The organism is Bacteroides sp. HPS0048, assembly GCF_964240755.1.
GTDB classification, from domain to species: domain Bacteria; phylum Bacteroidota; class Bacteroidia; order Bacteroidales; family Bacteroidaceae; genus Bacteroides; species Bacteroides nordii.
Genome location: NZ_CAXSVC010000011.1, coordinates 66667 through 80670, shown reverse-complemented (window position 1 = coordinate 80670; position 14004 = coordinate 66667). Strand labels below are relative to the sequence as shown.

Below are 14004 nucleotides of genomic sequence, written 5' to 3'. Positions count from 1 at the left end.
GACCTTCACTTTTAATCATTTTTACGAATGAAATATAATCGCATTTTCTTTTTTTCTTTTCTTATTGCAGCTTTCGTTGCTTGTTCCTCTGCATCAGAAGAGGTCATAGTAACTCTTCAGCAAGCGGAGCAGTGTATGGAGGTATACCCTGATAGTGCATTAAATCTATTAAGGAAAATATCTTGTCCCGGTAAGTTGTCAGGTCAGGAACGTGCAGATTATGTGTTGTTACTGACTCAGGCACGCGATAAGAATTATATGGATATGTCTGCTGACTCTTCTATCACTTTTGCCATAGATTATTTCAAGAAGAAAAAGGATAAAAGTAAATATGGTAAAGCATTATATTATTACGGGCGTGTACTTCATGGAAAACGGGAAACTACGCGGGCAATGAAAGTCTATTGGAAAGCCCGGCGAGTTTTGAAGGATACGAAAGAGTATAAGATAATGGGGCTGATGTTTGCAAATATGTCGATTTTTAATCGCGATCAATCACTTTATGATGAAGCTATTCACTGTTGCCGTCAAGCCATTTCTTATTATTATCAGGCGAAAGATACATTGGGTGTAGCCTACGCCTATCAGACTATGGGAACTTCTTTTTTCTTAAAGCAAGAGATGGATAGTGTCTACCAGTGTGTTATGACAAGTTTACAATTACTTACGAATAATCCTGTCCGGTTAAAAATCAATGGTTCCAAGATATTGGGAAAGATGTATTGTTTTGAAAAGCAATATTTAAAGGCTGAAAAGGTTTTTCTGAGGATTCTCGATGAAGAGCCTGATAAAGATATGTTTGTGCTTCATTATATGTCATTAGGACGTTTGTATCAGATGATGGGGCGAAAACAAGATGCAGAGAAGTACTTGAAACTTTGTTTGGATAGTGATAATCTATTCACCAGTTCTGAAGCTTATGAATGCTTGGCAAAATTGGCTAAAGCTGATCATGATTATGAGCAAGCTCTCATTTTGAAAGGACGATCGGACTCTTTATTATATATAGCTGAAAATGATAGAAAGCGAGAAGCATTGGTACAGCTTCAGGTTAAATACCAAAAGGAAGAATTTGAAACAGAATTGTTGCAGGGCAAATTAGAGAAGAGGGGCTTACATATTCTTTATCTGATTGTTGTGATTTTGTTTTCTGGGATAGTATATTTTTTCTATGCAAGATATGGGCGTGTAAAATTGGAAGTTATACAAACCAGAAAGGTTATTGAAAAAAACAATAAGCAAATAGCCTCTTATCAGAGTGAAATCGGAGTGTATAAACAACAGAAGAATGAAACAAGTGTACAGTGTAAGGTAGAAGAATTGTCCCGAAAAATGAAAGTATTGATCACAGAAAATGAGAAATTGCGTAGTAAAATTGATGTCAGTACATTGATCAAGATGCTAAAGAATGGGGAGGTACTTGTAGAAAAACTAACTCCTGAAGAGTGGGATAAAATATTTGATTTAGTGAATAGTCTTTATAGCAACTCTCTAATCAAGTTGAAGAGAGAATGTAGTCAACTAACAAAGCATGATATTAAACTTTTAACATTTCTGTTTTTAGGATTTACTACAAGAGAATTGAAGATTCTCTTTGATAGTAAAGATAATCATACGATATTTAAAGCTAAGATGCGTTTAAAGGAGCGTTTAAAGTTAACAAAAGATGAATCTGTAGAAGATTTTTTGCACAAATGTCAGAGTGATAAACTCAAATAGTCCACTTATTTTAAGTTGTTTGATATCTATTTTGTTGATTTGTAGATATATATGTGCTAATTTTTAGTCCATGCCTTATTTTTTGTTCATTGAACCCAATGCTCTACTTTTGTGTAACAGAAACATAAAAACAACAGAAAATGAAAGCACGGATTGTCCTACTATTGTTAGTTTGTCTTAGTTGCACAGTTGTTGCACATGAGAATGGCGATGACCTTATTTCGCCATGGGGACAAATATTTTTTTCTGGTCACTGGAAAGGTGATAGTAATGAAGAGGAAACTCATCGTTCCATTCCTTTTATACCTATAACTGCATCTCTTGAAAATTCTATTATTTCTCTCGAGTTTCAGGAATTTGCAGGTGATGTCTCGATAACTATTTCCAAAGTTAATCAGATTATATACTCTAATGATCTTTTGGTTAATAATCCCGAGAAATATAGCATTTCTGTTGAGGATTACTCTCTCGGAGTCTATTTGTTAGAACTAACAAATTCGTATGGAGGACATATTTACGGAGTGTTTGAAGTAAAATAAATAGCTCCTGTTAGGGATTATAATAAAATGTAGTTTCCACTAATACTTGATGAAATGAAAAAACATTTTTTGATTTTAATATGCCTACTGATTATGCAAAGCATGGGTTTAGTAGTAGCTCAACAAGACACAATTTTGGTATTTGAAGGACGTCTGGATACTTCTCCTGTAAGTACGCAGACTATAAAACCTTGTTTATTACGTACAGAACGCTTGAGTAGTGATTTTGGAGGAGTTATTGAAGTACAGTTCGGAGGTGGTATGAGTGAAGAAATGCAGTATGCTATAAAAGCTGCTGCACAACTTTGGGAAGAAAAACTGTATATTCCTAAAAAGATAATTCTGAAGTTTGAAAAAGAAAGAATGGGAATGGAAGCTGCTGATTTCGCAGCTCAGGTAAGATATACTTTATTACCGGGAGAGAATGAGGCGTATCCTCAAAGTTTTTTTATAAACTTTTTAACTGATAATAAACGATTGGCGGAAGATGCTATTATTTTAGTGAACGAAGATGTAGATTGGGATTATAGTTTTAGCGGTGAAATTACGAATAAGAAAAATCTTACAACAGCAATGTTGCGTGCTATTGCTATGTCCCTGGGATTTGGATCCTCTGTTGTTAATAACCCTGCAAAGGGGGTTGTTTTTTCTACAAGGAGATATTTCTCTCCTTTTGATAATCTGATTGTTAACTCTAATAATATATGTTTAAATACGATGCCAAATAACGGACGCACAAGTCCGGAACTTATTTCGTATGTATCGGGCGATAATGTATATTATAAAACTCCTAATAATGATAGTTTTAAACTATATGCTCCATCTGAATTCCACGGCTATAACTATTTGAGCTATTTTGATACGAAAGGTGATTTGATGTCATATAATATAAGAATCGGAGATAAGAATCAACAAATCGATGAAAAGACATTGGAAGTTCTTAAGGAAATTGGTTGGAAAGAACCTGAAAACAGCTTGAAGATAATGGCAAAAGATATTAATGCTACCGGGATGGCTTCCGCTTTTCAAGGTTATAGTTTTCATGCAGAAACAACTTCCGGGAATATTACGGATTATTCGTGGAAGTATGAATTACTGAATAACGAGATGGTGTTTGATTCTATTAAAGTAGGAAATTCTTCGGAGTTTAGTATAGATAAGGTAGATGATTTGACTAAATATTATAAAAATATTAATGGTGACATTAAGGGTAAAATAAGCTTGAATGCTACTGTTAATGGGACGAAAATGTCTAAGGTATTTTATATATATCTTGCTACCAAACCGACTTTTATATCGGTGAAAGTAGACGCTATAACTCGGGTTCCTGGATCATCATTTTATAGTCTTGATTTAACGGTGATTTATAGTGGGGCTGATTATCTTTACACAGAACAGTCTGAAGAGTTTGGAGTTTTTATGAATACTCATACTTTTGAAATACCATATATTGTTCATCTTCACTACGAACACATCCATGTAGATGGAAGAGTTTGGGTTGATTTGGTATTAAATAATGAAGTAGGAAAAGCGTATTATACTGTTGAAATTCCAAGTCAGCTGAATTCGTTAGATGATTCTACTCAAATAAAAGAGAAAGTGGCAGATCCAAATATTGTGCAGGTGGAAGTAAGAGATATACAAGGGAGAATTATTCTTCAAACGCGAAATTATGAAGATGTCGAACGTTTGCCGAAAGGAATGTATATCATAATGATAACGTATGTAAACGGGGAAAAAATAACAAAAAAAATATGTAAATGAGAATGCTGCTTGCTCTTATATTAGTTTTTACTTATTCTTGCGATATTTATGCACAGGCTGAGTATATCCTTTCGGGAACTGTGATAAAACCGAGTGTTAGCTCTTTGGATAAATATGGTGCTTTATTGCTTAATGACAGTTGTGCTTTTCATGTGGTGGATAAGACAGGAAGGCGTGTAATTCCTGATGTTTGTAAATGGAATTTTGGTGTTGAAGCAAAGCAAGGAAATTACGTGACTGTGAAGAATGCTACTTCTATAGATTATGGAATTATGATAGATTCGTCACCGTATGAAAATTCCAAACCCGAGTATAGAAGATATACAGTCCAGAATGATAGCTCCACTTACTTCAAAGGAAAAGTTACTTTTGAGGGAGAGTATCAAGGACGAAAAATACAACTTGATAAGGAGTTTTATATAAATCTGCTTCCTTCTATCCCCAAAGTAAAAGTATTGGATGTTACATGGAGTAACTATGATGAGCAATGGAATATTTATGACGATGGATGTATGACTTTACAGGTTAATTCATGTAGAGCAGAAGATATTGCTAGTATAGAAAAAGATAAATATACTTATGTGACGTTAATAACTTATTTTGAGCCTGTTATAGATGCTGAAAAAGGGATTGGACTTTTAGAATTTTATGATGGTGATCGTTATTTTGTATTTTCTGCTGTCAATTTTAGTGGAGTAGTAACAGGGAAAGATACTTTGTGGAATTCCAAAGTAGCTACATCTATACCGGCTGTTAAAGTAGAAAGTATTCCATTTTATCCAAATCCTGTAAGGGATGTATTATATGTGTACGATGGTATGGATGCTATTTTTCCTGTGTCTATATATGATTCTAAAGGAAGGCTGGTGAAGTATGTAGGGATGCCGATGAATAATATTGATGTTTCAAACTTGGTAGAAGGTATCTATTTTGTTTCATACAAAGATCAATCTTCGGAAAAGAAACTTACATTCAAAATGATAAAGAATTAATGATGTATAATTTATAAAAACACGAGTTATGAAGAAATTACTACTATTATTATTTGTGCTTGGATTGGCTACTTTCTCTTATGCGCAAGAAGATGGATTTGAAACTATAAGTTTTGGTGCTGATTTTTTCCGTAGAGAAACTTTACCTAAGCCTATGGTACGTGAAGTTGTGGGTGGGACGGTTATTCAAGTTCTGTATGAAGGTGAAGAATGGGAGCAAAACTTAGAAAGAAAAAGTGCTTTTGAATATGCTTGTCGGCTTTTAGAGGAACAAATGCCTACGGCATTACCACTTAAAGTGAATGCTCGATTTGGAAGATTACGAGGGAACAATGTGATAGCTAACACAGCTCTTTGTTTTGATTCTTGCAATATGGCTCCAGGTGGTTATCCTTATATTGAACGAGTTGTGAGACCTACAACGAAGTATAGATTTAGAGATAATGGGCTTACGGGAATGAATGTTGCACGTAGTTATTTTAACAACCCTGATGGAGTAATCACTTTTAGTGATAATGATATTTTTTCCTATTCACTGGATTCTGTAGTAGAAGATAAGTATGACTTTGTAACGGTTGTGTTACGTGAACTTTGTAAGACTTTTGGATTTTGCTTCACACCTCGTGGTGATAATATAAATAAGGTTATTCAATTGGAAAAAGGATCTTTTGTTCGTTATGACGAGTTGGTTTTGTCGCCTGATTTTGATATATTTTCACAAGAATATGATCTGGTAGGTGCCTATAATCGAGCCACATCAGGTAATGCAATCATCGAGTTTTCTTATGGAGATTCATATGGCTTGTATTCTCCCTCTATGTTTGAGAATGGAAGGTCTTTGTCTTTTTTCAAAGCTGATGAAGCAAATACTGAAACAAGATTGATGCAGCCGGATTTACCACGAGGAACTTCTATACGTAATATTGGTAAATGGTTCAAACCTTTTTTGAGAGCTATGGATTGGTATACAGATATTGCTGTCGGAGGTGGAGGTGGTGGACAGGGCAACGCAACCTCTACTTCTACGGATAAAGTAAAAGCATACGGAAAAGAGTTGTCTTTTGATAAAAGTTTGAAAAATAGAAGTGTAAATTCAATAGTTTCCTATAACTATCTAAATGAGATGAAGCGATCATCTAGTGACGAAGTCTATGACTATGTACGCCAATTTATGACCTATCCTGAATTAAATATGAGTTCCCAACATACATTGTTGGGATGGAGTATTTCTATCTTGCGTAAAGATGGAACATGGGACATCGTGAAAACAGCAAATGTGATGCTTCCTGAAATAAAGTTTTCTACTTCCGAAATAGATCCCGTAAAAGCATTAGATTATATTCGGTCAAGTGATGGATATTTGCGTTGTAAATTAGCTCATCTGGACGAAGACTATTATTATGACCAATCTCTTCCCATACCTCCCGGCATATACACGTTTGCTCGTTATTTCCTTCTGGACTATCTTCCTCAGAAGCCCCAACTGGCATTCTCTAAAGTAATGCCACAAACTAGAGCTTCGGATGATGATTATTATGCTGATGTGAAAATTGCATTTCAGAATGTGGAAGGAACTGAAAGTATCATGGTAGAACAGTTGGAAGAAGGATCTCCAGTGCCATTTACTTTCTATGTTGAGGATATAAGAGCTGGTTATTTCATTGCATCGGTTGATAAAGAGTATAGTACAACTTTTAGATTGCGTGCGATGAACAAGAATGGAGAAACTATTAGTGAACAATTGCTTGTGTCCCCATTAGTGCCGGCAACGTATACTTTAAGCTCACGCGTAGATAAAAATGTTATATCTTTAGAATTGAGAAATAGCCGTAAGAGAAATATCAATAAGTTGATAACAGATTATAAAGTCTTGGACTTGAATTCCTCGATGGTAGTACAAGAAGGTAAAGTTCTTGATAATAATATTGATATTAACTCATTAGGTAAAGGCGTTTACGGCTTACAGGTTGCAGACGAAGATGGTAAATCCTATAATATGAAATTCATAAAATAAGTTCTTATAAAGTTCTTGAGGGAGGATTTATATGAACGGAGAGTCATTGGGAGAAGAATATTCTTTTCAGTGACTCTTTAATTATAAATGTTTTCAATCAATGTATTAAATGTTTGCAGATGTCATTTTAGAAAGAATAGTACATACAGCTATACGTTTTGAGCTAAAAAGGTGAAAGAATGAGAAAAAACAATTATATTTGTGATACATGGAAGATGATGACAAAAAGTGAATGGATGTGGGGGATCGACCGTTTTTTTCCAGTACTAAATTTTTAAAAGAGGAAATAGTGTATGAAAGCACGAATTATCATGCTGCTGTTAATTAGTCTTAGTTGTACTCTCTTTGCGCAAAAGAACGATACAGAATCTTTGCCGATTAATAGCCAGCTTTCAGAGATGTCGCCTATTGGAAGAGAGATTCAAGAACAATCGGGCTTGGAGATTGTATGTGAAAGAATTGAAGAGGATGGATTCGCTTCTGCTTATGAAAGTTATAGCTTTAGCATTGAGAATAACACGGTTCATTCTATTAGTGAGCCGCAGTGGACTTATACTTTGCTTCTGAAAGGTGGTGGAGAGTCCATCATTGCTACATCCCCAAATGATATATTTACGATCCCCGTAGTTGAGAATAAAGATGAATACGATATAGATGCAGATCATTGCATTAGTGGGCGGATCGTATTTCGTGGCATAATTGATGGGGAAGAGTCGATAGTCTCATATAATATAATGTTGGATTTGAAACCTCGCATTATATCTTATAGTGAAATCATAAAAACGGTAAATGAAACGAATACTGCATACAGTATTGATTTTACGGTTCGCTATGTAGGTTCTGATTTTTTGAGAGTTGGAGTTAGAGAGGAATATTCGCCTTCTTTGATAATGCAAACGATTGAAGAACCCCTTGTTGCCCATGTGCATCGAAGTAGTATTAATGCTTTTAATTATGCATGGGTTTGGCTTCATGTTTACAATAAGTATGGCGAAGATGAGATTACCATAACGTTGAAGAACTTGATAGGTGATTCTGATATAACAGGGGTACAAACAATACATAGCGATTTTGTAAATGCTTCTGTTATAAAAATATATACGAAAGAAGGAAAATATATTATGCAGATTACAGATTGGGATGATTTGAAAGAACTTAATCAAGAGATTTATATACTTCAGCTATGCAATAAAGATGGTATTCCTTTTAAGACTATCAAGTATCTGAAAGGGCAGTGATGTGAATTTGTTTGTAAGTTTGTGTTTATATCAGTTGGGTAGTCGGATATCTAATCATAGCTTAATGTCTTTGTAATCATAAGGTTGGGGGAATGTCTGATAAACTTGCTGGTGTTTAATTTATTATGATATAATTCTAAAATTCAAACAACTAAATTTAAAAAGGAAAGTGTATGAAAGCACGAATTATCATGCTGCTGTTAATTAGTCTTAGTTGTACTCTCTTTGCGCAAAAGAACGATACGGAATCTTTGCCGATTAATAGCCGGTTTTCAGAGATATCGCCTGTTGGAAGAGAGGTTCAAGAACAATCGGGCTTGAAGATTGTATGTGAAAGAATTGAAGAGGATGGATTTGCTTCTGCTTATGAAAGTTATAACTTTAGTATTGAAAATAACACGGTTCATCCTATTAGTGAGCCGCAGTGGACTTATACTTTGCCTTTGAAAGGTGGTGGAGAGTTCATTATTGCTACATCCCCAAATGATATATTTACGATCCCTATAGTTGGGAGTAAAGATCTCTATGATATAGATGCAGATCATTGCATTAGTGGGCGGATCGTATTTCGTGACATAATTGATGGGGAAGAGGCGATAGTCTCATATAATATAATGTTGGATTTGAAACCTCACATTATATCTTATAGTGAAATCATAAAAACGGTAAATGAAACGAATACTGCATACAGCATTGATTTTACGGTTCGCTATGTAGGTTCTGATTTTTTGGAAGTTGGAGTTAGAGAGGAATATTCACCTTTTTTGGAAATACAAACGATTGAAGAACCCTTTGTTGCCCATGTGCGCCGAAGTGGTATTAATACATTTGATTGTGCATGGGTTTGGCTTCATGTTTACAATGAGTATGGCGAAGATGAGGTTATTATAACCTTGGAGAGTGATATAACAGGGGTACAGACAATACATAGCGATTTTGTAAATGCTTCTGTTATAAAAATATATACGAAAGAAGGAAAATATATGATGCAGATAACCGATTGGGATAATTTGAAAGAACTTAATCAAGAGATTTATATACTTCGGCTATGCAATAAAGATGGTATTCCTTTTAAGACTATCAAGTATCTGAAAGGGCAGTGAGGTGAATCTGTTTGTAAGTCTCGATGGTAGAGTGGTCTATATATCAAACGGGAATTATCCAGGATTTAGGATAATTCCCGTTACATTTTTGACTATATGATTACGCATTTAGAATTTATATCCATAACCCAGCATGATGACTACGTTATCATCTTTGGCAAACATAAATTTGGCTTCGGCATTCAAATAACTGTGTTCGGAAAGTGGAAGAGTGATTCCTCCTCCCAGATTGAAAGCAAATTTAGTAGAGTTGCTTCGATCTATTTCAATCTCTTTCCCTTCTATTTCAACACTGTTTTTTCCATAAAAGTTGTTTTGCATACCGATACCGGCGAGGGGATAAACGGAAAATCCCTGGCCATCTTCTTTAAAGTTAAATACATAATGGAAATTTACGTTTACATCCAATCCGGTGACTTTATCCTTAGGAAAGAAAAAGGTTACATCTGGTGCAATCCGAAGTTTATTGGCTATCGCATAACGCCCTTGTACACCTAAACCGAATCTCTCATAGTTGGTCTGATAACCAATATTCCCTAATAGAGAACCTTCACCTTTAACAGTTTGAGCATTCATACCCATTGATGCCAATGCAATCATGGCCGACAAAAATAATTTTTTCATAATTAAGGCATTTAGTTAATAAAATGTTTTCTAAAAAGAGAATAATCCCTTTTAATAAAAAAAACAACAGTTTTGTTACATTTGTTTGCTATATATTGTTACATAAACAAATTGGATAAAGTTAATATATTAATGTTTTTCTTCAATTTTTTATAAAGTAAAAAATGATGTTAATTATGTTTTTATACCTCGAACTATTTTTTTTTATACTGTGTTTTTTTCATATCACAGGAACAAAAGTTACATTGTGAATTACATGCTTGTATAAAATAGGAATGGTATAGTGTGTTGAACAACTGCAACAAATTGAGTCTGTATTGGTCTGCAAAGACTAAACTTTTAATTGTATTATTAAAATCTACAACCATGAAAAGTATAAGTCGTGATTTATGGATCAAATTAATGATTAGCACGAGTAGGCTGATAGGGGAACGAAAGGAAATTATATGTAATTGAAAATTCTTGCATACAATAGATTCTGTAAAGAGATATTTGTGCCTGTAGTTTCCCTATGTGATTAAGAAATTTGAAAAAATATGAATTGTTTACATGTAAATGCTAAAAATGAGTGTTTAATTTTAAAAAGCTAATTTATGTATTTTCTTTGGTACATTATTATTGGGATTGTTGCCGGATTTATTGCCGGTAAACTCATGAGGGGTGGCGGTTTCGGACTCTTCATCAATTTGTTAGTGGGTGTCATTGGTGGTGTACTGGGAGGCTGGGTATTCGGTCTATTAGGAATCGCTACGACTGGCCTGTTGGGGAGCTTAATTACTTCCGTTGTGGGGGCGGTTGTGTTGCTATGGATAGTTTCTTTATTTACTGGTAGGAAAAAAACTGGACTTTAATTTTTTTAACCATTTAAAACCAACTTAATTATGGAAAATAAGAATTCTAATTTTTGGATTGGTCTGGGAATAGGATCGGTCATTGGTGCGATTGTTTATCGTTTTTCACGCACTTCAAAAGCAAAAAGGTTGAAGAGAAAAGTATGTGATACCTTTCAAAAAATAGGTGGACAGGCAGAAGACATATTGGATCTTGGAAAAGAAAAGGTTTTGGATACCGGAGTTGCTGTTGCTGATAAAGTTGCCGATAAGACATTGGATCTTGCTGAAAAGGCGGATGAACTCAAAAATAAAATGCACACCAAAGCTGCCGAGGCAAAAAAATAAGTCGAAGTCTGGTGTGTCAGCCAAGGATATACGGGATTATTTTTACAAATGGTTATAGATAGGGGTCTTTGCTCAAATTGAAACCTTATTTATGTTAATTAAAATAGGAAATATATGAAAAAGATATTAGTTGCTGTTCTGGTATTTACAGCTGTATTATCTCTCACATCCTGTCGTAACAAAAAAGAACAGGATAAAATGCAACAACAGGTTGAAAAAGTGAAAGAAAATGTTAATGATGCAGCAGATAAAGTATCTGACAAAGTTGAAGACGGTGCTGATGCCGTAAAAGATGCTTGGAAAGATACAAAGCAGGATGTTAAAAAGGGTGCGGAAAAAGCTAAGAAAGAAATAAAGGAAGGATATAACGAAGTAAAAAAGGAAGCAAGTAAAAAACTTGATTGATTTTTCATTTGGATATCATTCTGTGAATAGTAATATGTTATATATTAATAAGTTATGATTGGATTTGTTATATGGGTTGTAGGTCTGGTGCTGACAATTAAGGCCGCATTGGAAATATGGCGTATTCATGCTGCGGCAGAAAAAAGATTAATTGCTATAGTCTTGATTGTGCTTACTAGTTGGATAGGATTACTATTCTATTATTTTTATGGTAAATCTCGAATGCCACGGTGGCTGGGTACCGAAGTAGAAAAGTATTGATAATCTCGGAATCCGGATTTTACCTGACAGAAATATCCCAAAACTGATGAAGATTTCTGACTCATTTTTTGTTTTGGGATATTTATAATGTAATCATACAAATATGGAAATGTTGCATTGAACTGATTTAGTATTTTAACTTATATAATAAGAAATATATCTATGTTGTCATTCGAGTGATACGCACTTCTTCCGTTATATTTGCTTTCAAAAATGGTTAGCTTTGAGGACGCTTCCGGGATCTTATGATTATAAAGTCAGATTGATCTGGGATTATTCAGGTGATTGTCCTTGTGGCTGTATATTTTCTTCCATTGTTTTACAAGCACCGTTAAAGAGTGCTTTCGGTTCTATTTCTAACTTGCAAGTGTAAATATCTCCTTTCATTGAACATCCTGACTTCAGCACTAATTCCTCTTCCGTATGTATATCTCCTTTCAGGATACCATGTAATATTGCAGAAACAGAGGTTACATTTCCTATGATTGTTCCTTGTGGACCCAATATCATGGTTTTATGACAGGAAACATTTCCTTCTATAGTACCATCTACTCTTAAACTTCCCTCTACATCAACTGTTCCTTTTATAACTGTCCCCATAGCTATAGTTGTCAGTTTCAGGGGCTCAGACTGTATTTGGGAATTTCTTTCATCTTTCTTTTTTCCAAACATGACGATTTTATATTAATGTTTATGCTATATATTGTTTATTTGCTTAAATATCGAATGATATTGCAAAAATAGTAAAATAATAAATATTAATATTATTTTTATTTGGAATGTGTAGGGATATATTGAAGAGTTTTTGTGTTTTGATTGATAATATCTCAATTGGAAAAGATTTTTAGCTCTTTTAAAATTACCAGGTATTTGAAAGGGCAGTGGTATGAATCTGTTTGTAGGTCTGTGAATATGTAATTATGATAAATGATGTGTGAAGATTACATTCGTTTGATAATAAGGGTATTAACTTGTTGATAACTTTGGCATCCACCTGTTGATAACATTGTTCATAACTTTGTGGATTAAGAGTGGGGCAGGGAGAAAAAAAGAAGGATTCTCTTGTTTGAGGCGCAAAGATAATGGTTATTTTTGAATTTCCTATAATTGAGTTTAAATAAAAAGAGTACTCCTTTCATCACGAATGGAGTACCCTTGAGTTGTGTGTTTTTATAAGAGTAGAATTTATTTCTTTCGGGTTATTGTATGAAGTACGTTTCCCTTTTTATCGATCATGCGCAGGTTGAATTCTTTTTTATCAATAGAACAGACTGAAAAACCAGGTTCCGGGCTACAGAACAGTGTTCCTCCGATCGGCTTTACTTTACGTGCCAGTGAGCCGGAAGAATTGACAACGTAGTCAATATCGCTTCCTGATACGCGGATATGCTGGAAGTTATGAATGTGCCCGCAGATATACATATCTACATGATGTTTTCTCAGGATGGGATCCAGATATTTCTGCAGGTCGTCTCGTTCACTGGTATCTTTGGGAGTTTCAGCGTAGATAGGGTGGTGTCCTACTACAACTACCCAGTCTTCTTTGCTTGCGGTCAGTACTGAGTCTACCCAAGCGAGCTGTTTTTCTCTGTTTTGCTTGCAGGCATCCGGATAAGTCTCTTTTTCATTGCGGTATTTATTAATGATGGGGGCAGTATCCAACCAAACGACGCGGACGGTTGTACCTTCTTCATTGAATACCTTGGTGTAGTAGCGGGCAGGCATGGACCAGCGGCGGCTTATATTACTATATTCAAGTACGGCTTGGGTATTACCGCGATATTCATGATTTCCCAATACAGGAAACCAGTCGATCATTAACTCCGGATGCGAGTAGATTAATTCGTAATTTGTCATCCATAGAGGGTCATTGACGCTGCGTACACCTTCGAAATGGTGAATATCTCCGGTGGCAACTACGAACTCAGGACCGATTTCTTCTGCCATTGTTCCCATTAGTTCGGCAATTGGCTTTTGGTCATAATATCCGTTTCGTCCCAGATCATTGGCAATATAGAAATTGAATTTTTTATCGAAGATGGAATAGTCGCTCTTTTGTGCATATCCTATTGTACAGATTGTGATAAACAGAAGAACGAGAAGGCTTTTTGTTTTCATTTTATAAATTGTTTCTTATTGATTATTAATAGATACTTGTTTTGCGTCT

The 14004-nt window shown here is 34.8% G+C and carries 14 protein-coding genes; 11 read left to right on the top strand and 3 right to left on the bottom strand.

The window, feature by feature from the left end:
- Nucleotides 1-27 precede the first annotated feature (27 nt).
- From ACESQI_RS10975 to ACESQI_RS10945, 7 genes are all read left to right on the top strand, one after another.
- A complete protein-coding gene (locus ACESQI_RS10975) occupies nucleotides 28-1719 on the top strand; it encodes a tetratricopeptide repeat protein (protein WP_234130618.1) in 1692 nt (563 codons plus the stop codon).
- 140 nt (nucleotides 1720-1859) lie between these two features.
- A complete protein-coding gene (locus ACESQI_RS10970; protein WP_195660476.1) occupies nucleotides 1860-2258 on the top strand; it encodes a DUF3244 domain-containing protein in 399 nt (132 codons plus the stop codon).
- A gap of 54 nt (nucleotides 2259-2312) precedes the next feature.
- Nucleotides 2313-4022 (top strand): T9SS type A sorting domain-containing protein, encoded by a 1710-nt coding sequence (locus ACESQI_RS10965; RefSeq protein ID WP_234130619.1) that lies wholly within the window; start codon nucleotides 2313-2315, stop codon nucleotides 4020-4022.
- Nucleotides 4019-5014, top strand: a complete 996-nt coding sequence (locus tag ACESQI_RS10960) for a T9SS type A sorting domain-containing protein (RefSeq protein ID WP_157457808.1) — start codon at nucleotides 4019-4021, stop codon at nucleotides 5012-5014. The genes ACESQI_RS10965 and ACESQI_RS10960 overlap by 4 nt, the downstream gene beginning before the upstream one ends.
- Before the next feature lie 28 nt (nucleotides 5015-5042).
- Nucleotides 5043-7028: a hypothetical protein gene (locus ACESQI_RS10955; protein ID WP_373126062.1), complete on the top strand. Its 1986-nt coding sequence runs from the start codon at nucleotides 5043-5045 to the stop codon at nucleotides 7026-7028.
- Between the two features lie 293 nt (nucleotides 7029-7321).
- On the top strand, nucleotides 7322-8266 hold the full coding sequence (locus tag ACESQI_RS10950; protein ID WP_278511459.1) for a hypothetical protein: 945 nt from the start codon (nucleotides 7322-7324) through the stop codon (nucleotides 8264-8266).
- 173 nt (nucleotides 8267-8439) lie between these two features.
- Nucleotides 8440-9369, top strand: a complete 930-nt coding sequence (locus ACESQI_RS10945; RefSeq protein WP_373126061.1) for a hypothetical protein — start codon at nucleotides 8440-8442, stop codon at nucleotides 9367-9369.
- Nucleotides 9370-9477: 108 nt separating this feature from the next.
- Here ACESQI_RS10945 and ACESQI_RS10940 read toward each other — a convergent pair whose 3' ends face one another.
- Nucleotides 9478-9993, bottom strand: coding sequence for an outer membrane protein (locus ACESQI_RS10940; protein ID WP_007483856.1), 516 nt, complete (start codon nucleotides 9991-9993; stop codon nucleotides 9478-9480).
- A 593-nt stretch (nucleotides 9994-10586) separates the two neighbouring features.
- On the opposite strand from ACESQI_RS10940, the gene ACESQI_RS10935 reads away from it, so the two are divergent.
- The 4 genes from ACESQI_RS10935 (at nucleotide 10587) to ACESQI_RS10920 (ending at nucleotide 11837) form a co-directional block, all read left to right on the top strand.
- Nucleotides 10587-10844, top strand: a complete 258-nt coding sequence (locus ACESQI_RS10935) for a GlsB/YeaQ/YmgE family stress response membrane protein (RefSeq protein ID WP_007483857.1) — start codon at nucleotides 10587-10589, stop codon at nucleotides 10842-10844.
- A 30-nt stretch (nucleotides 10845-10874) separates the two neighbouring features.
- A complete protein-coding gene (locus ACESQI_RS10930; RefSeq protein ID WP_007483858.1) occupies nucleotides 10875-11171 on the top strand; it encodes a YtxH domain-containing protein in 297 nt (98 codons plus the stop codon).
- 114 nt (nucleotides 11172-11285) lie between these two features.
- Nucleotides 11286-11576 carry a hypothetical protein gene (locus ACESQI_RS10925; RefSeq protein WP_007483859.1) on the top strand — a complete coding sequence of 97 codons (291 nt, stop codon included), beginning with the start codon at nucleotides 11286-11288 and terminating at the stop codon, nucleotides 11574-11576.
- Nucleotides 11577-11630: 54 nt separating this feature from the next.
- Nucleotides 11631-11837 carry a hypothetical protein gene (locus ACESQI_RS10920; protein WP_122200965.1) on the top strand — a complete coding sequence of 69 codons (207 nt, stop codon included), beginning with the start codon at nucleotides 11631-11633 and terminating at the stop codon, nucleotides 11835-11837.
- 273 nt (nucleotides 11838-12110) lie between these two features.
- Here ACESQI_RS10920 and ACESQI_RS10915 read toward each other — a convergent pair whose 3' ends face one another.
- Entirely contained in the window at nucleotides 12111-12509 is a 399-nt protein-coding gene (locus ACESQI_RS10915) for a polymer-forming cytoskeletal protein (protein WP_002559150.1), read from the bottom strand.
- A gap of 513 nt (nucleotides 12510-13022) precedes the next feature.
- Entirely contained in the window at nucleotides 13023-13955 is a 933-nt protein-coding gene (locus ACESQI_RS10910; protein ID WP_007483861.1) for a metallophosphoesterase, read from the bottom strand.
- Between the last annotated feature and the right edge of the window lie 49 nt (nucleotides 13956-14004).